Genomic DNA, 19,480 nt, shown 5'->3' with positions numbered 1-19,480 from the left:
GACTGGCCCCCCGGCACAATCACCTCCATGTTGGAGACCTCCGCACGACTGCTCCGCCTGCTCTCCCTGTTGCAGGCCCACCGCGACTGGTCCGGCGCGGACCTCGCCGAACGGCTCGGCGTGACCCCGCGCACGGTCCGGCGCGACGTGGACCGGCTGCGCGAGCTCGGCTACCCCGTGAACGCGAGCCCCGGCACCGGAGGCGGCTACCAGCTCGGCGCCGGGGCCGAGTTGCCGCCGCTGCTCCTGGACGACGACGAGGCGGTCGCGGTCGCCGTCGGGCTGCGGACCGCCGCGGGACAGGGCGTCGAGGGCATCGGCGAGAGCTCGGTCCGTGCGCTCTCCAAGCTCGAACAGGTGCTGCCGAACCGGCTGCGCCGTCGCGTCGGCGCCCTGAACGCGTTCACCGTGCCGCTGCTGCGCGCCCCGCAGCGGCAGGGCGTCGACCCGGCGGTCCTCACCGGACTCGCCGACCTCTGCCGGGACTCGGAGCGGCTCCGCTTCGACTACCGCGACCACGGCGGCAGTTCCACCCGCAGGACGGTGGAGCCGCACCGCCTGGTCTGCACCGAGCGCCGCTGGTACCTCGTCGCCTGGGACCTCGACCGCGAGGACTGGCGTACGTTCCGCGCGGACCGCATCGACCCGCGCCCGCCGCACGGCCCCCGCTTCGCGCCGCGCACCCCGCCGGCCGACGACCTCGCCGCGTACGTCGCACAGGGCCTCTCCACCGGCGCGTACGCCGCACACGCTGTCGTCCGCCTCCTCGTCCCCATGGAGGAGGCGGCCCAGCGGCTCTCGCCCGCCGACGGCACCCTGGAGGCCGAGACCGCGCAGACCTGTCTGCTGCGCACGGGCGCCACGAGCCTGGACGTGATGGTCTTCCACGTGCTGTTCCTCGGCATGGAGTTCGAGGTCGTCGAGCCCGCGGAGCTCTCCGAACGGATCAGGACGTCCAGGGACCTGCTCAGTCGGGCTCTGGACCGGAGTGTCCCGGACCGGGATGCCCCGGACCGGGGTGGTCCGTCTGCAGATCGTCGGGGCGCCGGTCAGGGTCCCGGCCCGCGTCCCGCGCCTCGTACGCCGCGTACTCGGGATGGTGCAGATCGAACGCCGGGGACTCGGAGCGGACCCGGGGCAGCGTGACGAAGTTGTGCCGCGGCGGCGGGCAGGACGTCGCCCACTCCAGGGAGCGGCCGAAGCCCCAGGGGTCGTCGACCTCGACCTTCTCGCCGTACTTGGCGGTCTTCCAGACGTTGTGGAGGAATGGCAGCGTCGACATGCCGAGCAGGAACGCCCCGATGGACGAGACGGTGTTGAGCACCGTGAAGCCGTCCGCGGCCAGGTAGTCCGCGTACCGCCGCGGCATGCCCTCGGCGCCCAGCCAGTGCTGGACGAGGAACGTCGTGTGGAAGCCGATGAAGAGCGTCCAGAAGTGGATCTTCCCGAGCCGTTCGTCGAGCATCTTGCCGGTCAGCTTCGGCCACCAGAAGTAGAAGCCGCCGAAGGTCGCGAAGACGACGGTGCCGAACACGACGTAGTGGAAGTGCGCGACGACGAAGTACGTGTCCGTGACGTGGAAGTCGATGGGCGGCGAGGCGAGCAGGACGCCGGTGAGGCCGCCGAAGAGGAAGCTCACCAGGAACCCGACCGACCACAGCATGGGTGTCTCGAAGGAGAGCGAACCCTTGAGCATCGTGCCCGTCCAGTTGAAGAACTTCACGCCCGTGGGGACGGCGATGAGGAAGGACATGAAAGAGAAGAACGGCAGCAGGACCGCGCCGGTGGCGAACATGTGGTGCGCCCACACGACAACGGAGAGACCGGTGATGGCCGTCGTCGCACCGACCAGCGGCAGATAGCCGAAGATCGGCTTCCGGCTGAAGACAGGGATGATCTCCGTGATGATGCCGAAGAACGGCAGCGCGATGATGTAGACCTCGGGATGCCCGAAGAACCAGAAGAGGTGCTGCCACAGCAGCGCACCGCCGTTCTCCGAGGCGAAGACGAGCGAGTGGAAGCGCCGGTCCGCCTCCAGGACGAGCAACGCGGCGGCGAGCACGGGGAACGCGATCAGCACCAGGATCGACGTGAACAGGACGTTCCAGGTGAAGATGGGCATCCGGAACATCGTCATGCCGGGCGCCCGCATGCCGATGATGGTGGTCAGGAAGTTCACCGAGCCGAGGATCGTGCCGAAGCCGGAGAGCGCGAGCCCCATGATCCACAGGTCGGCGCCGACGCCCGGCGACCGCTCCATGCTGTTCAGCGGGGCGTACGCGAACCAGCCGAACGCGGCGGGCCCGCTCGGCACGAGGAGCGAGCCGAGGACCATCAGGCCGCCGAAGAGGAACAGCCAGTACGAGAGCATGTTCAGCCGCGGGAAGGCGACGTCGGGCGAGCCGATCTGCAGCGGCATGATCTCGTTGGCGAACCCCGCGAACGTCGGCGTCGCGAAGAGCAGCAGCATGATCGTGCCGTGCATAGTGAAGGCCTGGTTGAACTCCTCGTTGCTCATCAGCTGCAGGCCGGGGCGGGCCAGTTCGGCCCGCATGAGCAGGGCGAGCGCGCCGGCGATCAGGAAGAAGACGAACGACGTGATCAGGTAGAGGTGGCCGATCTTCTTGTGGTCCGTCGTGGTCAGCCAGTCCACCACGACCCGGCCGGGGCGCCGTTCCCGCACCGGTCGTTCGGCCGCCCGCGCCGTCTCGGTCCCCATCGCCCGCCCCTTCGCCCTCGCGTCCCGGGCCCGCCCGACGCTGCCCGACCGAAGCTGTTCGAAGCCCATCCATGATGCTCGCGTCACCGCGGGTTCGACAGGGGGCGAGCCGGAATGGCGAATTCCTCCACACTTCGTCACCTTCCGTGCGAGGACCGGGATTCGGAAAAGCGGGCGTCCGGAAAAGGGCGTCACGAGGGGGCGCGATCCTATTCGGACCGGTCTTTTCCGGGCGTACGGGAGAACCCTTCCGAGTGACGTTCGGACGCTCCCGAATTACACCTGTAGAAGTACGGAACCGCCCGTACGTGTGACGGAGTTCGACCAAAACACGCGTCGTGATCCTGTGACGAAAGCGTGACCGGAGAGGTATCCGTGACCCAAGGTGCGCACCTCCCGGCCTTCCCCGGCGGGGCCGCGCTCGCCTACCGTGGCGGGCATGGCACCTATCCCGACCCCTCCCACAGAGCCCCAGGACAGCCCGGACGGTTATGTCGGCCTGGCGGCCGACGGCGCCGAGCGGCGGGCCCGCGAGCGCGGCTGGACCACCGTCAGGTCGCTGCAGCCGGGCGCGATCATCACGATGGAGTACCTCGCGGGGCGGCTCAACTTCGAGGTCAAGGACGGCGTCGTGGCGCGCTGCTGGAAGGGCTGAGCCCGTACGCCCGGCGAACGGCGGGCACGCGCACGGCGGAAGGCCCCGGTTCCTCGTCGGAACCGGGGCCTTCGCGGTGCGGGGGATGGGCTGTGCGTACCGGCCCCCGCCGTCCTGGGGTCAGCCGCCCGCCACCGGGCGGGCCGACGTGGTGCCGCGCGGCACGCGGTCGGAGTGCGGCGGGCGGCGGCTGCCCGCCGGGGTGACCGGGGTCCGCTCCGAGCGGGCCGTGTGCGGTCCGGGCGCCAGGTAGGCCGCGGGGCGTGCGCCGCGGGCGGCCGCGACGGGCTCGCGCGCGGGCGCGTCGCCGTCCGGGGCCGTGCGCTGGGGGACCAAGGCAGGGGCGCCGACCGGCGCGGGGCTGGTCTCCGGCACCGTGATGATGCCGGTGCGGCGGGCCCGAACGGCCTCGCGGAGGCTGAAGATCATGGCCTCGACCCGGGCGATCAGCGTCTCGCACCAGGGCAGCGCGAGCAGGATGAGCAGACCCGCGGCCCAGCCGAGGAAGACGTCGCTCAGCCAGTGCGTACCGAGGTAGACGGTGGTGAGGCCGACGCTCAGCGAGACCACGGCGGAGAGGGCCGACAGATAGCGGCGGGTGCGCGGGGTCGAGGCGAGATAGGCCAGGATTCCCCAGGTCACGACGGCGTTGGCGGTGTGGCCCGAAGGGAATATATCGCCGCCGAGCCACATCTCGTTCGAGCCGATCGCGGTCGCGTAGTGCGGGCCGAGGCGGCCCATGCCGAGCTTGGCGGCGCCCACGGTGACGTTGAGCAGGAGCAGGGCGGCGCCGAACATGAGGAGCGGGCGCAGCGTGTGCTGCCGCCAGGAGCGCCAGCCGAGCCAGGCCGCGACCATCACGGCGGTCGGGCCGCGCTGGCCGAGCACGACCCAGTAGTCGAGGAAGGCGTGGATCTCCGGCCACTGCTGGTAGGGCCGGAAGAACATGACCTGCCAGTCGAACCGCACCAGCCACGAGGTGGCCAGCACGGCGACGACGATGGCCAGGTAGAAGGCCAGGGTCGCGCTGAAGAGCACGACCCTGTGCCGACTCATCCTCGGCACGTCGAGGTGGGCCGGTCGTTCCGGCTCACGGTCCAGCCGGGCGAAGACCCGGTCAAGACGGGTGAGGTTTCGTTCGGTACGCACCCAATCGACGTTACAGCGAGTGAGTGAGGCACTAGGCCGAATCAGTGGCTTTGTGATGACGATGTGATGTGGGATTGATCTCAACACGGGGTTTATTCCCGCGTTTTGTTTATTCCGCACCGACCGCCTTAGTCAATTGGCTGATCATTTCCGGCGCAGTTATATGCCCCTTATGAATTCGTTCACCGGGTCCTGGTGCGGAATTTCCCGTTCGATCACCGGGGCCCACGGAAATGATCATGACGCGATCAGGGCGGGCCCGAGCCGTGCAGCCAGAACGCCCCATAGACCGCGCTCGCCACCGCCACGCCCCCGAGCACCAGCGCCGACCTGGACGTACGCAGCCGGGCGAGCGCCACCGCGACCGGCAGCAGCAGCGGGAAGGCGGGCATCAGGAGCCGTGGCTTCGAGCCGAAGTACCCGGCCGCGCAGAGGGCGAGCACGACGACGATCCCGCAGTACACGAGCAGCGGCAGGGGCTGCCCGCGCCGCACACACAGGACGTACAGCCACCCGACCAGGCCGACGCCGCCGATCAGGCCGAGGCCCGCGAGGGCGCCCGGCACCGAGGTGAACTTCTCCCCGACGAAGCGCACGAAGGCGTAGCCGAAGTCGAAGCCGTTGCCCCAGCCCGCCTGGACGTCGAGATAGCCGAAGAGCCCGCCGCCGGTGCGCCGGCCGACCCACAGCACATAGGCCGCGGCGCCCAGTGGCGCCAGGACCACGCCGAGCAGCATGCGCCGGTCCGCCCGGCGCTCCCGGTACATCCGCACGGCGGCCGCCGCCCAGATCGCGGCGACCACCGCCGCGCCCACCGGCCGCGTCAGCCCCGCCAGCGAGGCGAGCAGGCCCGCCGTCACCCAGCGCTCCCCGAGCACCGCGTACAGCGACCAGGCGGCGAGCGCCGTGAACAGGGACTCGCTGTACGCCATCGACTGCACGATGCCGACCGGCAGCACCGCCCACAGCGCGGCCGCGCAGATCCCGGCCCGACGCCCGTACAGATGGTCGGCGACCGCGAAGATCCCGGCGGCGGCGAAGAGTGAGGCGACCCAGCTCACCACCAGACCCGCGTCCGCGTACGACAACGGGCTCACCGACGAGACGAGCCGCTCAAGCCAGGGCAGCAGCGGGAAGAACGCGAGGTTCGAGTGGACGCTGCCGTCCGGGAGCGTCACTTCCCAGCCGTATCCGTGCTCGGCGACGCGGGTGTACCAGAGGGAGTCCCAGCGGGCGGACAGCAGCGTGTGCGGGCTCTTGCCCGCCGCCGCGCCCCAGACCGCGAGCACGGCGACGCCCAGCGCACGCACCGCCGCGTACACGAGGAGCGCGGGCGCCGCACGGCGCAGCACGGGACCCGCCGGGGCCGGTGAGGGACGTTGATCAAGATCGGTCACGAGCTCGATTATCGGCCGTCGAGGGAACCGGACGCCGCCACGGGGCGTGGCCGGAGGGCAGGGGGCGTGGCGCACGCCACATCACATCCGTACAACCGTGAGAGGTCCGCCACGCGCCCCGGTCGCGGACTCGCGTACTCTGACGGCTCACTCGCCTTGTCCGCGCCGCCGGAGCTGGGAGTTCACCATCCCGCAGGCCGCCGATGCGAGGGACCACTGGGAGGTACGCACATGTCCGGGACGACCACGGCCGCAGCACCGCAGGGCCGGCGGGGATCCGGGGCCGGTGTCGGGGCCAACCGCTGGGTCGTGCTCGTCGTCCTCTGCGTCAGCCTGCTGCTCGTCGCCGTCGACGCCACCGTGCTGCACGTCGCCGTCCCCGCGGTCACCGAGGACCTGAAGCCCGGCGCCATCGAACTGCTGTGGATCGTCGACATCTATCCACTGGTCTGCGCCTCGCTCCTCATCCTCTTCGGCACGCTCGGCGACCGCGTCGGCCGCAGACGCGTCCTCCTCCTCGGCTACGCCCTCTTCGGCGTCGCCTCAGCCGTCGCGGCCCTCGCGGACAACGCGCAGGTCCTCATAGCGGCCCGCGCGCTGCTCGGCGTCGGCGGCGCGATGATCATGCCCGCGACGCTCTCGATCCTGCGCCAGGTCTTCCCCGACCGGCGCGAGCGGGCCGTCGCCATCGGCCTCTGGAGCGCCGTCGCCGCGGTCGGCGCGGCCGTCGGGCCGCTGCTCGGCGGGTTCCTCCTCGAACACTTCTGGTGGGGCTCGGTCTTCCTCATAAACATCCCGCTGATGCTGATCAGCCTGCCCATCGGCCGCTGGCTGCTGCCCGAGTCGACCGGCGACAGGAACGGGCCGTGGGACGTGGTCGGCGCGCTGATGGCCGCGACCGGGCTCTTCGGCCTCGTCCTCGGCGTGAAGCGGCTCGGCGGCGGCGAGGACCCGCTCGGCCTCACGACCCTCCTCTCCCTCTTCCTCGGCGGCGCCCTGCTCATCGGCTTCGTCCGCAGACAGCGGCGGCGCGAGCATCCGCTGGTCGACCTGTCGATGTTCATGCGGCCCGCGTTCAGCACGTCGGTCGGCTGCATCGTCCTCGCCATGCTCGCGCTCGTGGGCCTGGAACTGATCGCCGCGCAGTATCTCCAGCTGGTGCTGGGCCTCTCCCCGTTGGAGACGGGACTGCGGCTGCTCCCCCTGACGATCGCCGCGATGGCCGCGGGCCTCGCGGGGTCGAAGATGCTCAGTGGGCTCGGGCCGCGCGCGATGGTCTGCGCGGGCTTCTGTCTGACCGCGTTCGCCGTGCTGCTGCTCACGGGCATGGGCGGACACGCGAACGATGCGCTGCTGCTTGTCGGGTTCGTGCTGCTCGGTTTCGGCCTGGAGACGACGCTCTTCGGCGCGTACGAGTCGATGCTGAGCGAGGCGCCGCAGGCGCAGGCGGGGGGCGCGGCCGCGATCGGTGAGACGTCCTACCAGCTGGGTGCGGGGATCGGCATCGCGCTGCTCGGCAGCGTCATGAACGCGGCGTACGCGCCGGGGTTGTCTTCGGTGCACGGGGTGTCGGCCGCGGACAGTGCGGCCGCGGGGCACTCGCTCGGTGAGGCGTACGAGGTCGCTGCGCGGGTCGGGGGCGGGGCGGGGGCCGCGCTGCGGAGCGCGGCTCGGGACTCCTTCGTGCATGGGCTGCATGTGACCTTGCTGGTCAGTGCGGGGCTGCTGTTGCTGGGGGCGGTGGCTGCGTTGCGGCTGCCGCGGGGTATGGAGTGTGGGGGTTCTGCCCCTGCGGGGCGGGCTGAGGTGGGGGTGCCGGCGCCGCGGGACCCTGCGCGGGTCGGGGCGGGGTCTTCTGTGGACGCCTGACCCCTCGGGGGCGGGTCTTTCGGGTACGGGTTGTTTGTGGCTGGTCGTGCAGTTCCCCGCGCCCCTGGAGGGCTTGCCCCTGACGGGGCCCGGTGCTCTGGACGTAGGGGAGCGTGCGTCGTAACGTCGGCGCGAGTGTGCTAACTAACAGTGCTAGTTTTGTGTTGCCGGAGGCCCGCATGTCCGCAAGCGCCCGCACCCCTCTGCCGCCCTTCGACCCCGCCGACCCCCTCGGCATCGACGACCTCCTCGACCCGGAGGACCTCGCGATCCGCGACACCGTCCGCACCTGGGCGGCCGACCGCGTCCTGCCGCACATCGCCGACTGGTACGAGAAGGGCGAGCTGCCCGGTATTCGCGAGCTGGCCCGTGAACTCGGTTCCATCGGGGCGCTCGGGATGTCCCTGGAGGGGTACGGCTGCGCGGGGGCGAGCGCCGTGCAGTACGGGCTCGCCTGTCTGGAGCTGGAGGCCGCCGACTCCGGCATCCGCTCCCTCGTCTCCGTGCAGGGCTCCCTCGCCATGTACGCCATCCACCGCTTCGGCTCCGAGGAGCAGAAGCAGCGTTGGCTGCCGGGCATGGCCGCCGGAGAGATCATCGGCTGCTTCGGTCTGACCGAGCCGGACCACGGCTCCGACCCGGCGTCCATGCGTACGCACGCGAAGAAGGACGGCACCGACTGGGTGCTCACCGGCCGGAAGATGTGGATCACGAACGGGTCGGTGGCCGGGGTCGCTGTCGTATGGGCCCAGACGGACGACGGGATCAGGGGATTCGTCGTACCGACCGACAGCCCCGGTTTCTCGGCGCCCGAGATCAAGCACAAGTGGTCGCTGCGCGCGAGCGTCACCAGCGAACTGGTCCTCGACGAGGTGCGGCTGCCCGCCGACGCGGTGCTGCCCGAGGTCGTCGGCCTCAAGGGCCCGCTGAGCTGTCTCTCGCACGCCCGCTACGGCATCGTCTGGGGCGCCATGGGCGCGGCCCGCTCCTCCTTCGAGGCCGCCGTCGACTACGCGCGCAGCCGCGAGCAGTTCGGCCGGGCCATCGGCGGCTTCCAGCTCACCCAGGCGAAGATCGCCGACATGGCGGTCGAGCTGCACAAGGGCGTCCTGCTCGCCCATCACCTGGGGCGGCGCATGGACGCGGGGAAGCTGCGCCCCGAGCAGATCAGCTTCGGCAAGCTCAACAACGCCCGTGAGGCGATCGAGATCTGCCGTACGGCCAGGACGATCCTGGGCGCCAACGGGATCTCGCTGGAGTACCCCGTCATGCGGCACGCGACGAACCTGGAGTCCGTCCTCACCTACGAGGGCACGTCCGAGATGCATCAGCTGGTGCTGGGCAAGGCGCTCACCGGTCTCGACGCCTTCCGGTGAGCGGCCTTGCCTAGCTCTGGTTGAAGAAGCCGTCCGCCGCGCGGCTTCCGGCCTCGCCGTTGACGATCTGCGTGTCGGCGGGCGTGAGCAGGAAGACCCGCGTGGCCACGCGCTCGATCGATCCGCGCAGGCCGAACGTGAGGCCCGCCGCGAAGTCGACCACGCGCTTGGCGTCGGTGGGCTCCATGGACGTCAGGTTCATGATGACCGGGACGCCGTCCCGGAACAGCTCACCGATGCGGCGGGCGTCCCGGAAGCTGTCCGGGGTCACGGTCCCGATCCGGTGTTCCTGCTCCGGGGCCTTCTCGCTCGCCACCCGCACGCGCGGGTCGGTGACCCAGGCCTCCGGCTGGTCGGGGCCCTCGCTCCGGTCGTCTTCGTAGCCGTCGTCGTAGTAACGCTCGTCGTTGTTGTCGTCGACGAGGCCAAGCCAAGCACTCGCCTTGCGCACCGATCCCATGGACGCCTCCTCTCGCAGCGGTTTCCCTGAATTCCGCATCCCTATCGTCGTCCATGATGCGGATGATGCGCCAAGTGGATAGTCGCCGCGCGGGGTTTTCGTGACGGTACTGGTGCAGAGTCAACACGCCGATGTGCGGTGCGCTCCAAGGGTCGTGCTGTGCACGGTTGCTGACAGTGAGTGAAATATGATTGTCCACTGCGTATGGGTGACGGCCGGTGCGTACGGGTGAACGGGACGATGGCTACGATGCCGGGGTTGCTCACACACAGGCCTCTCGGGGGAGTCGTCTTGTTCGGAATCGTCAGGCCCTGCAGCCATCGCCTCGGCGAAGGACTCAAGACCCAGTGGATGGCCCACCTGTGCGGGCTCTGCCTCGCGCTGCGCGGCGACCACGGCCAGTTCGCCCGCGTCGTCACCAACTACGACGGCCTCATCATCTCGGTTCTGACGGAGGCTCAGGCACTACGAACGACCGGCTGGCGGCGCACCGCCGGGCCCTGCCCGCTGCGCGGGATGCGGACCGCATCCGTCGCCCGGGGGGAGGGAGCGCGGCTCGCCGCCGCCGTCTCGCTGGTGCTCGCGTCGGCGAAGGTCCGCGACCATGTCGTCGACGGGGACGGGATCCTGGCGCGCAGGCCGGTGGCCGTCGCCGCCCGCCGCGTGGCCCGGAACTGGGACCGGGCGGGCGCGGAGACCGGCGCCGATGTGGGGTTCGACACGGCGGTCCTGGTCGACGCCGTCGAACGGCAGGCCGGCATCGAGGCCTTGGCGGGACCCGGCACGTCGCTGCTCGCGGTCACCGAGCCGACGGAGACGGCGACCGCCGCGGCCTTCGCGCACACCGCCGTGCTCGCCGGGCGGCCCGGCAACGCGGCGCCGCTCGCCGAGGCGGGCCGCCTCTTCGGCAGGCTCGCCCATCTGCTCGACGCCGTCGAGGACAAGGAAGCTGACGCCGCGTCGGGGGCGTGGAACCCGCTCACCGCGACCGGTACGTCACTGGCCGAGGCGCGCCGTCTCGCCGACGACGCGCTGCACGGCATCAGGCTCGCGCTGCGTGACGCCGAGTTCACCGACGGCAAGCTGGCGCACCTGCTGCTCGCGCACGAGCTGGGCACGTCGATCGACCGGGCCTTCGGCACGGTGGCGTGCGGGCAGGGGCATGGGCAGGGGCATGGGCATGGGCATGGACATGGGCGTGGGCATGAGGTGACGGTGCATCAGGGTGGGGGCTTCGGGCCGCCGCAGGGGAGTGGCAACCCTTACGGGGGTGGTAACCCGTACGGGGGTGGGACTCCGGACGGTGGCAACCCTTACGGGGGCGGAGCGCCCGGCGGGTCCGGTGGCTTCGGTGGTCCCGGTGGTCCCGGTGGCTTCGGTGGTGGGCCCGGCTTCGAGCCGCAGCCCCCGAAGCCCGGCAAGCGCGGCTTCTGGGCGGGGTGTGCCGTCGCCATCGGGCTCTGCTGCACCTGCAAGATGTGCTGCGCCGAGGAGTACGAGGGCCCCTGGTCCCGCAAGAAGCGCGAGGGCTGCTGCCACAAGTGCGACTGCGACTGCTGCGAGTGCTGCACCTGCTGCGACTGCGGGGTCTGATCCCCGCGGCAGGCGTATGTCAGTCCTTGATCTCGGGCGGGGAGATGCGGGAGTGCTCGATCGCCGAGCCCCGCGTGCCCCACTTCTTCAGGATGCGGTCGTACGTGCCGTCCTTGATCAGTTGGTCGACCGCCGCCCGGAACGCGGGCGCGAGCTCCGAGCCCTTCTCGAAGGCGAAGCCGACGTCGAGCCGCCGGTACTCGCCGAGGAACTTCAGGCCCTCCTGCTGCTTCACGGCGTAGCGCAGACCGTTGATGGTGGACATCACCACGTCGGCCCTGCCCTGCTGGAGCGCGGCCCAGATCGCGCCTTGCTCGGCGTACGTCTTCACGCTGTACGGCTTCTTGCCCGCCTCCTCGCAGACGTGCTTGTTGTCCTCCAGCGTGACCTCGAACGTGGTGCCCGCGCCGGTCGCCACGTTCAGGCCGCACAGCTGCTCGAAGTCGGTGACCTTCTTCAGCTCGCTGTTCTCGCGGACCGCGAAGCCCTGTCCGTCGTTGATGTACGTGACGAAGTCGATGGTCTTCCGGCGCTCGTCGGTCACGCCGAAGTTGCCCGTGCCCAGGTCGTACTTGCCGCTGCCCAGGGCGGACAGGATCGCCTCGAAGCTCGCGGCCTCCCGCTTCAGCTTCAGGCCGAGGACCTTGGCGGCCGCGTCCGCGAAGTCGATGTCCTGGCCGACGATCGTCCTGCCGTCCTCCAGGTAGAGCGCGCCGGGCGGTGTGCCGCCGACGGATGAGGCGACGGAGAGCGAGCCGCGGGCGCGGACGTCCTCAGGGAGCAGACGCGCCGCCGTCCCGTTCTTCTTGACCGCCGCGACCACGTCCGCGGTGGGGATCCCGCCGCTCTTCCCCGCGGGGGCGGCCCCGCCCGCGGTGTCCGCGGCGTCACCCGCCCCGCAGCCGGTCAGGACGAGAGTGGCCGCGGTGATCAGGGCGAAGGCCGCCGGGATGCGGCGGGACTGCGGGGGCGTGCTCATGGCGTGACGGACTCCAGCTCGGCAGGGCAGGGCAGGGCGAAGCGGACGTGCGAGGGGAGGGGGTGTCACCGCTCGTGGCGTCCGTGACGGGAGAGCGGTGACGTACGCGTGTGAAGGCAGGAGCGAACGGCGCGCGACGGCGCGACGTCGGACGTACGCGGAAGACCGACCGGTCCACAGGCAGGGAAAGGTGCGAGCCCGGAACGGGCCCGGCGCGCAGGCGGTCGGCTCAGAAAGACATCAACAAGACGCCGACCACACTCGACCGAAGTCGATGTGGGAGCGCGTGACCAGCCACTGCTGCGGATGCATGGGGCAAGTGGAACAGGCATCCGTTTCCGCGTCAACTGCCGTGAGACGTAAGGCTCACATCCTGGACAGCCTTGACAATGCGTGTGCGCAGCACCGTAATGTCGATGCGGATCGTGCTGAGGGGCTCGGTCCGTGTGAAGGCATCACCCGTGTTCGGTCTTCTGTATCCACGGAGCCTTCCGCATGTCTTCCGACATCCTCGCCAAACCGGCGCCGGTCCCCGAGCCCCGAGAACCCGCCGAACTCTCCGCCGAGCCGCGCATCGTGCCCCGCCCCCGCGCGGGACAGTGGACCGCGGCCGTCGCCGTCCTGGTCCTGCTCGCACTGGCCGCGCGGTCCGTCGTACGCAACGACGCGTTCCAATGGGCCGTCGTCGGCGACTACTTCACCTCGGCGTCCGTGCTGCGCGGGCTCGGGCTCACGCTCTGGCTGACCGCCCTCGTCATGGCGCTCGGCTTCGCCCTCGGTACGCTCCTCGCCCTGGGCAGGCTCTCCGCCAACCCCGTCCTGCGGGCGGTGAGTTGGGGGTACGTCTGGTTCTTCAGGTCGATGCCGATCCTGGTGCAGCTGCTCTTCTGGTTCAACATCGGGGCGCTGTACCCGCAGCTGTTCGGCGTGAAGACCGTGAACCTGCTCGGGCCCGTCACCATCGCCGTCATCGGGCTCACCCTGCACGAGGCCGCGTACGCCGCCGAAGTGGTGCGCGGCGGGATCCTCTCCGTCGACCGGGGGCAGACCGAGGCCGCGCAGTCGCTCGGTCTCGGGCGGTGGCGCAGGTGGCGGCGGATCGTCCTGCCGCAGGCCATGCGGTCCATCGTGCCGCCGGCCGGGAACATGCTGATCGGCACCCTGAAGGGCACCTCGATCGTCTCCGTCATCGCCGTGCAGGACCTGCTCTACTCCGTGCAGCTCGTCTACCACCGCACCTACCAGGTGATCCCGCTCCTCATGGTCGCCACCCTCTGGTACGTCGTGGTCACCTCGGTGCTCGGCGTCGGCCAGTACTACGTCGAGCGGCACTACGCCAAGGGCTCGGAGCGTGCCCGGTGAGGCGGTCGCTGGTCATCGTCGGCGCGGGGCCGCGCGCCACCGGCATCCTGGAGCGGGTCGGCGCCAACGCCGGTGAACTGTACGGGGGTTCGGGGCTCGACATCCACCTCGTCGACCCCTACCCACCGGGCGGCGGCCGCATCTGGCGGCCCGACCAGTCGCCGCTGCTCTGGATGAACTCGCAGGCCCAGGACGTCACGATGTTCACCGACGAGACGGTGGAGGTCGCCGGCCCCGTCCTGCCGGGGCCCGCGCTCCACGAGTGGTCCGGGCGCGACGGGCGGGCCTTCCTCGGCCGCCGCGAGCAGAGCGCCTACCTGCGCTGGGTGTACGAGAAAGCCGTCGCCGCCCTCCCCGAAGGCGTCGTCGTCCACCACCACCGGCGCAGGGCCCTGCGCGTCACCGGGGCCCGCGACACCCGCCAGGAGGTGGTACTCGAAGGTGTCGACACACCGCTCGCCGCCGATGCCGTCATCCTCGCGCAGGGGCACCTGGGCGCCGAACTCGACGACGAACAGGCCGAGTTGGCGGCGTACGCCGAACGCACCGGGCTCGTGCACCTGCCGCCCGACTTCACCGCCGACACCGACCTGTCGCGGCTCGAACCCGGCGCGCCCGTCGTCGTGCGCGGCTTCGGCCTGGCCTTCGTCGACCTGATGGTGCTCCTCACCGAGGGGCGCGGCGGACGGTACGAAGGGGGCACGTACCACCCCTCGGGCCGTGAGCCCGTCCTGTACGTCGGCTCGCGGCGCGGCGTCCCCTACCGCTCGAAGATCGGCTACGACTGGGAGGGCGAACGGCCGCCGCTGCCGCGCTACTTGGGGCCCGCCGAGATCGACGGACTCCTCGCGAGACCCGGCGGGTACGACTTCCGGCGCGACGTCTGGCCGCTCGTCGAGAAGGAACTCGGCTTCGCCCACTACCACCGCCTCTTCACCGCCCACCCCGAACGCGCCCGCACCGCCTGGACCGACTTCGACGAGAAGTACGCGGTCTGCGACCCCGGCAGCCCCGAACTGGACGCCCTCGTCGCCTCCGCCGTGCCCGACCCCGCCGACCGGCTCGACCTCACCGCACTCGACCACCCGCTGGCCGGGGTGCGCCACACCTCGTACGCGGCGCTTCAGGACGGTCTTCGCGCCCACATCGCCGACGACCTCGCGCGCAGGAACGACCCCGGACACAGCCCCGACCTCGCCGTCTTCCTCGGCCTGCTCTCCGTGTACGGGCAGCTGGTGCGGCTCGGCGACGTCGGGGCGTGGTGGCACGGCTTCTTCAGCTACCTCGCGTCCGGGCCGCCGGGCCCCCGGCTGGAACAGCTGCTCGCCCTCTCCCGCGCCGGAGTCGTCCGGTTCCTCGGCGCGGACGTCCAGGTCACCGCCGAGGACGGGGTGTTCCGCGCCCAGAGCCCCACCCTGCCCGGACAGGTCACCGAGGCCCGCGCGCTCGTCGAGGCGCGGCTCCCGCAGCCCACCCTCGCCCGCACCCGCGACCCGCTCCTGCGCGCCCTGCACGCCGAGGGCGCCGCGTCGACCGCCGCCGGGCTCCTCGCCGTCGACCCGGCCGACGGACGCGTACTCGACCGGGCGGGCACACCGCACCCGCGTCGCTTCGCACTCGGCCCGCACACCGACGCGCGCGGGGCCGGAGCGTTCACCCGGCCGCGTACCAACAGCCCCACCTTCCGGCAGAACGACGCCACGGCACGCGCCGTACTCGACTTCCTGCGCACCCCCACGACCACGACCCGAGGTACCCATGCCCCAGCCCAGTGACGCCCCGATGGCCGACGTCATGGTCGACGTCCGTTCCGTGCACAAGTCCTTCGGCTCCCTGCGGGTCCTGAAGGGCGTCGACCTGCACGTCGGCAGGGGCGAGGTCACCGTCGTCATCGGCCCGTCCGGGTCCGGCAAGTCCACCCTCCTGCGCACCATCAACCACCTGGAGAAGGTCGACGCGGGACGGATCACCGTCGACGGGGCGCTCATCGGCTACCGGCGCTCCGGCGACAAGCTGTACGAGCTGCCCGAACGCGACGTGCTCAAGCAGCGCACCCGGATCGGCTTCGTCTTCCAGAACTTCAACCTCTTCCCGCACCTGACCGTGGTGGAGAACATCGTCGAGGCGCCCGTCTCCGCGCTCAAACGGCCACGTCCCAGCGCGGAACGTGCCGCACGGGAGCTCCTGGAGCGCGTCGGCCTCGCCGACAAGGCCCGCGCCTACCCCCGGCAGCTCTCCGGCGGACAGCAGCAGCGCGTCGCCATCGCCCGCGCCCTCGCCCTGGAACCGAGACTGCTCCTCTTCGACGAGCCGACGTCGGCTCTCGACCCCGAACTGGTCGGCGAGGTCCTCGACGTCATCAAGGACCTCGCCCGGCAGGGCACCACGATGATCGTCGTCACCCACGAGATCGGCTTCGCCCGCGAGGTGGCCGACACCGTCGTCTTCATGGACGACGGCCGCGTCGTCGAACAGGGCGCCCCCGCCGACGTACTCGACAGGCCGCGCCACGACCGCACGCGCGCCTTCCTCTCCAAGGTCCTCTAGCCCTCCGGGAGTACGCATGCCTTCCCTCCACCTGGCCGTCGCCCTCGACAGGCCCGACACCCACGACACCGCCCCCTACCTCGAATCGGCGCTCCTCGCCGAGCACGGGGCACTGGACTTCGTGACGCTCCACGACTCCTTCGCGCGCCCCGGACCCGACGCGCTCGCCGTGGCCGCCAGGATCGCGCCCGGCACCGCACGCATCGGCCTCGTGCCGACCGTCACGACCACCCACACCGAGCCCTTCCACGTGCAGGCCGCCGTGGCGACCCTCGACTGGGTCAGCCACGGGCGGGCGGGCTGGGCGCTCGACGTCTCGGCGACGGAAGCCGAGGCGCGGCTCTTCGGGCGGCGCGGGGCCGCGTCGCGCGAAGAGCTGTGGCGGGAGGCCGGTGACGTCGCCGACGCCGCCGCCCGGCTGTGGGACAGCTGGGAGGACGACGCGGAGATACGGGACGTGGCGACGGGCCGGTTCATCGACCGGGACAAGCTGCACTACGCCGACTTCGCGGGGCGTACGTTCTCGGTGCGCGGGCCCTCCATCGTGCCGCGGCCGCCGCAGGGCCACCCGGTGCGGGTCGTCGACGCGACCGCTCCGCAGGCCCGCGAGACCGCCGCACGGCACGCGGACGTCGCCCTGGTGCGCGCCGCATCCGCCGCACGGGCCGACGCCGCCCGCGCCGAACTGCGCGGCCTGGCGGCCCGGTTCGGGCGCGACCCGCGGACGCTCCTCGTCTTCGCCGCCCTCGACGTCGACCTCGGCGGCGGCGAACACGCCGCCGAGCCCGGCCACGGCGGCGGACCGCTGCCCACCGCCGGAGGGCCCGCCTACCGCGGCGGGCCCGTCGACCTCGCCGAGCTCATCGCCGACTGGCACCGCGCGGGCGCCGTCGACGGCTTCCACCTCACGCCCGCCGAGCCCCGCCGTGACCTGGAGCGGCTCGTCAACGGCACCGTCGCGCTGCTCCAGCACCGCGGCCTGTTCCGCACCTTCTATCCGGGCAGCACGCTCCGCGACCACCTGGGGCTCGCCCGGCCCGCCAACCGATACGCAGCGCTCACGGGGGAGTCCGCATGACGACGCAACGACCCAAGCAGGTGCACCTGGCCGCGCACTTCCCCGGCGTCAACAGCACCACCGTCTGGTCCGACCCCGCGTCCGGCTCGCACATCGACTTCTCGTCCTTCGCGTCGCTCGCCCGCACCGCCGAGCGCGGGCTCTTCGACTTCTTCTTCCTCGCCGAAGGGCTGCGGCTGCGCGAGCACAAGGGGCGCATCCACGACCTGGACGTCGTCGGGCGGCCCGAGTCGCTGACCGTCCTGACCGCGCTCGCCGCCGTCACCGAGCGGCTCGGCCTCGCCGGCACGGTCAACGCCACCTTCAACGAACCTTTCGAGCTGGCCCGCAGGTTCGCCGCCCTCGACCACCTGAGCGCGGGCCGTGCCGCCTGGAACGTCGTCACCACGTCGGACGCCTTCACCGGCGAGAACTTCCGGCGCGGCGGCTACCTCGACCGAGCCGACCGGTACACCCGCGCCGCCGAGTTCCTGGCGACCGCCCGCGAACTGTGGGACTCCTGGACGCCGGACGGCAGACCGCGACCGTTCGCGCACCACGGACGGCACTTCTCCGTCGAGGGCGAGTTCACCGCGCCCCGCTCCCCGCAGGGGCACCCCGTCGTCATCCAGGCGGGCGACTCGCCGGAGGGGCGGGAGTTCGCCGCGTCCGCCGCCGACGTGATCTTCACCCGGCACGGCACGCTGGAGGCGGGACGGGAGTTCTACGCCGACGTGAAGGGCCGCCTCGCGAAGTACGGGCGCTCCGCCGACGACCTGAAGATCATGCCCGGGGTCACCTTCGTCCTCGGCGACACCGCGGCCGAGGCGCAGGAGAAGGCCACCGGGATACGCCGCGAACAGGTCTCCCCGCAGAACGCGATCCTCGCCCTGGAACAGGTCTGGGGCGTCGACCTCTCCTCGTACGACCCGGACGGGCCGCTGCCCGACATCGACCCCGACCCGGACTCCGAGCTCGTCCAGGGCCGGGTGAAGATCGGCGACCCCTTCGCCGTCGCCGCGAAGTGGCGGGCCCTGTCCGAGGCCAAGGGGCTCTCCATCCGCCAGACCGTCATCGAGACCACGGCACGCCAGTCCTTCATCGGCACCCCGGACCGGGTCGCCGCCGACATGACGGAGTTCGTGCGCACCGACGCCGCCGACGGCTTCATCCTCGTGCCGCACCTCACCCCCGGCGGCCTCGACGACTTCGTGGACCGGGTGGTGCCGCTGCTCCAGGAGCGCGGCGCGTACCGCACGGCGTACGAGGGCACGACGCTCCGCTCCCACCTCGGGCTGCGCGAGCCGGTATGGAAGGGTTGATCACCATGAGCAACGGGCACACCGCGGACGCGGCGCAGGACTGGAAGCACTGGCACGAGCAGCGGACGGAGACGGTGTCGGCGCCCTACGGGCCGCTCTCCCTCACCGGCACGCACTGGCTCGCCGACCACCCGGAGGGACACCTGCCGGGCATCCCCGGGCACTGGGCCGACACGTCCGGCACGTCCGGCACGTCCGACGCGCTCGTCCTGACGGCGGGAGCCGAGGACGGCCTCACCGTCGACGGGACGCCCCTCAGCGGCGAGGTCCGCCTCGGCGCCGACAGCGGCCCGGTCGCCGACGCCCGCGTCGCGCTCGGCGGGCGCCGCCTCGTCGTCATCCGGCGCGAAGGCCTGTGGGCGGTGCGCGACTTCGACCCGGACGCCACCGCGCGCCGCGCCTTCCGTGGCATCGACGCCACCGCGTACGACGAGCGCTGGGCGGTGCCGGGGCGCTTCATCCCGTACGACGAGGACCGCACCGTCACGGTCGGCAACGCGGACGGCAAGGAGCGCGGGCTCGGAGTCGGCGGTGAACTCTCCTTCAGGATCGGGGGAGTCGAGCACACCCTCCAGGTGAGCGTCGAGGGCGACGGGTCGCTGTGGGCGGTCTTCGCGGACGCCACCAGCGGCGTGTCCAGCTACCGCTTCCGCTTCCTGCGCCCCGCCGCGCCCGGCGCCGACGGCCGCACCACCGTCGACTTCAACCGTGCGCTGCTGCCCCCGTGCGCCTTCGCCGACCACTTCATCTGCCCCTTCCCGCCGCCCGGCAACACGCTGCCCGTCGACATCGCGGCGGGGGAGCGGAACCTTCGGGACACCTAAGGCCCGTGTCGGCCGAAAGGTGCCCTTGTGCGGCTCGTGTCCACCCCCCAATACTCCCGAGCAGCGCTTGTCAGGAGCACGGCGTAACCGGAATCCGGGCTGTCTCTTTGGCTGCGCCTCACGGGTCCTCAACCCACAAGGACCCACTGACTTCCCTCGGGAGGAACAAAC

At 71.5% G+C, this 19,480-nt stretch carries 15 protein-coding genes and 1 pseudogene; 11 read left to right on the top strand and 5 right to left on the bottom strand.

All coding sequences use genetic code 11. The features are described 5' to 3' along the window. Positions 1-27 precede the first annotated feature (27 nt). Positions 28-1,146 (top strand): YafY family protein, encoded by a 1,119-nt coding sequence (locus tag NOO62_RS09100; protein ID WP_321170561.1) that lies wholly within the window; start codon positions 28-30, stop codon positions 1,144-1,146. On the opposite strand, the pseudogene ctaD reads toward NOO62_RS09100, so the two are convergent. After that, positions 1,052-2,719: pseudogene (ctaD, locus tag NOO62_RS09095) on the bottom strand (cytochrome c oxidase subunit I); the annotation flags it as partial. The gene NOO62_RS09100 and the pseudogene ctaD overlap by 95 nt on opposite strands. A gap of 439 nt (positions 2,720-3,158) precedes the next feature. Here ctaD and NOO62_RS09090 point away from each other — a divergent pair. Then, positions 3,159-3,374: an I78 family peptidase inhibitor gene (locus NOO62_RS09090; RefSeq protein ID WP_268770385.1), complete on the top strand. Its 216-nt coding sequence runs from the start codon at positions 3,159-3,161 to the stop codon at positions 3,372-3,374. Positions 3,375-3,494: 120 nt separating this feature from the next. Here the strand turns inward: NOO62_RS09090 and NOO62_RS09085 are convergent, their stop codons facing one another. Beyond that, complete coding sequence (locus NOO62_RS09085; protein ID WP_268770384.1) at positions 3,495-4,523, bottom strand: phosphatase PAP2 family protein; 1,029 nt, start codon at positions 4,521-4,523, stop codon at positions 3,495-3,497. Between the two features lie 248 nt (positions 4,524-4,771). Beyond that, positions 4,772-5,920, bottom strand: coding sequence for a mannosyltransferase family protein (locus NOO62_RS09080; RefSeq protein WP_268770383.1), 1,149 nt, complete (start codon positions 5,918-5,920; stop codon positions 4,772-4,774). 231 nt (positions 5,921-6,151) lie between these two features. On the opposite strand from NOO62_RS09080, the gene NOO62_RS09075 reads away from it, so the two are divergent. After that, positions 6,152-7,789, top strand: a complete 1,638-nt coding sequence (locus NOO62_RS09075) for an MFS transporter (RefSeq protein WP_268770382.1) — start codon at positions 6,152-6,154, stop codon at positions 7,787-7,789. A 179-nt stretch (positions 7,790-7,968) separates the two neighbouring features. After that, a complete protein-coding gene (locus tag NOO62_RS09070; protein WP_268770381.1) occupies positions 7,969-9,165 on the top strand; it encodes an acyl-CoA dehydrogenase family protein in 1,197 nt (398 codons plus the stop codon). A gap of 10 nt (positions 9,166-9,175) precedes the next feature. Here the strand turns inward: NOO62_RS09070 and NOO62_RS09065 are convergent, their stop codons facing one another. Further along, positions 9,176-9,625, bottom strand: a complete 450-nt coding sequence (locus NOO62_RS09065; RefSeq protein WP_268770380.1) for a cell division protein SepF — start codon at positions 9,623-9,625, stop codon at positions 9,176-9,178. A 291-nt stretch (positions 9,626-9,916) separates the two neighbouring features. On the opposite strand from NOO62_RS09065, the gene NOO62_RS09060 reads away from it, so the two are divergent. After that, a complete protein-coding gene (locus NOO62_RS09060; protein ID WP_268770379.1) occupies positions 9,917-11,218 on the top strand; it encodes a DUF5685 family protein in 1,302 nt (433 codons plus the stop codon). A 19-nt stretch (positions 11,219-11,237) separates the two neighbouring features. On the opposite strand, the gene NOO62_RS09055 is transcribed toward NOO62_RS09060, so the two are convergent. Next, positions 11,238-12,197: an ABC transporter substrate-binding protein gene (locus tag NOO62_RS09055; protein ID WP_268770378.1), complete on the bottom strand. Its 960-nt coding sequence runs from the start codon at positions 12,195-12,197 to the stop codon at positions 11,238-11,240. Between the two features lie 495 nt (positions 12,198-12,692). Here NOO62_RS09055 and NOO62_RS09050 point away from each other — a divergent pair, with 495 nt between their 5' ends. The 6 genes from NOO62_RS09050 to NOO62_RS09025 are packed head-to-tail and all read left to right on the top strand — an operon-like array spanning position 12,693 to position 19,309. Then, on the top strand, positions 12,693-13,559 hold the full coding sequence (locus NOO62_RS09050; RefSeq protein WP_268770377.1) for an amino acid ABC transporter permease: 867 nt from the start codon (positions 12,693-12,695) through the stop codon (positions 13,557-13,559). Then, the gene (locus tag NOO62_RS09045; RefSeq protein WP_268770376.1) at positions 13,556-15,334 is read left to right on the top strand and encodes an FAD/NAD(P)-binding protein; all 1,779 of its coding nucleotides are present in this window, start codon (positions 13,556-13,558) and stop codon (positions 15,332-15,334) included. The genes NOO62_RS09050 and NOO62_RS09045 overlap by 4 nt, the downstream gene beginning before the upstream one ends. Beyond that, complete coding sequence (locus tag NOO62_RS09040; protein ID WP_321170560.1) at positions 15,318-16,106, top strand: amino acid ABC transporter ATP-binding protein; 789 nt, start codon at positions 15,318-15,320, stop codon at positions 16,104-16,106. The genes NOO62_RS09045 and NOO62_RS09040 overlap by 17 nt, the downstream gene beginning before the upstream one ends. Positions 16,107-16,122: 16 nt before the next feature. After that, entirely contained in the window at positions 16,123-17,184 is a 1,062-nt protein-coding gene (locus NOO62_RS09035) for an LLM class flavin-dependent oxidoreductase (RefSeq protein ID WP_268770375.1), read from the top strand. Then, complete coding sequence (locus tag NOO62_RS09030) at positions 17,181-18,485, top strand: NtaA/DmoA family FMN-dependent monooxygenase (protein ID WP_268770374.1); 1,305 nt, start codon at positions 17,181-17,183, stop codon at positions 18,483-18,485. The genes NOO62_RS09035 and NOO62_RS09030 overlap by 4 nt, the downstream gene beginning before the upstream one ends. Positions 18,486-18,490: 5 nt before the next feature. Further along, positions 18,491-19,309, top strand: coding sequence for a DUF1684 domain-containing protein (locus NOO62_RS09025; RefSeq protein ID WP_268770373.1), 819 nt, complete (start codon positions 18,491-18,493; stop codon positions 19,307-19,309). The last annotated feature ends 171 nt before the right edge of the window (positions 19,310-19,480 follow it).

Origin of the sequence: Streptomyces sp. Je 1-369, from assembly GCF_026810505.1 — a bacterium.
GTDB lineage: Bacteria > Actinomycetota > Actinomycetes > Streptomycetales > Streptomycetaceae > Streptomyces.
This window is presented reverse-complemented; position numbering and strand designations above follow the sequence as displayed.

What these genes read in the sequence shown, in the direction of transcription:
- NOO62_RS09100 (WP_321170561.1), top strand. Translation starts at nt 28, where the DNA reads ATGTTGGAGACCTCCGCACGACTGCTCCGCCTGCTCTCCCTGTTGCAG.
- NOO62_RS09090 (WP_268770385.1), top strand. Translation starts at nt 3,159, where the DNA reads ATGGCACCTATCCCGACCCCTCCCACAGAGCCCCAGGACAGCCCGGAC.
- NOO62_RS09075 (WP_268770382.1), top strand. Translation starts at nt 6,152, where the DNA reads ATGTCCGGGACGACCACGGCCGCAGCACCGCAGGGCCGGCGGGGATCC.
- NOO62_RS09070 (WP_268770381.1), top strand. Translation starts at nt 7,969, where the DNA reads ATGTCCGCAAGCGCCCGCACCCCTCTGCCGCCCTTCGACCCCGCCGAC.
- NOO62_RS09065 (WP_268770380.1), bottom strand. Translation starts at nt 9,625, where the DNA reads ATGGGATCGGTGCGCAAGGCGAGTGCTTGGCTTGGCCTCGTCGACGAC.
- NOO62_RS09055 (WP_268770378.1), bottom strand. Translation starts at nt 12,197, where the DNA reads ATGAGCACGCCCCCGCAGTCCCGCCGCATCCCGGCGGCCTTCGCCCTG.
- NOO62_RS09050 (WP_268770377.1), top strand. Translation starts at nt 12,693, where the DNA reads ATGTCTTCCGACATCCTCGCCAAACCGGCGCCGGTCCCCGAGCCCCGA.
- NOO62_RS09040 (WP_321170560.1), top strand. Translation starts at nt 15,318, where the DNA reads ATGCCCCAGCCCAGTGACGCCCCGATGGCCGACGTCATGGTCGACGTC.
- NOO62_RS09035 (WP_268770375.1), top strand. Translation starts at nt 16,123, where the DNA reads ATGCCTTCCCTCCACCTGGCCGTCGCCCTCGACAGGCCCGACACCCAC.
- NOO62_RS09030 (WP_268770374.1), top strand. Translation starts at nt 17,181, where the DNA reads ATGACGACGCAACGACCCAAGCAGGTGCACCTGGCCGCGCACTTCCCC.
- NOO62_RS09025 (WP_268770373.1), top strand. Translation starts at nt 18,491, where the DNA reads ATGAGCAACGGGCACACCGCGGACGCGGCGCAGGACTGGAAGCACTGG.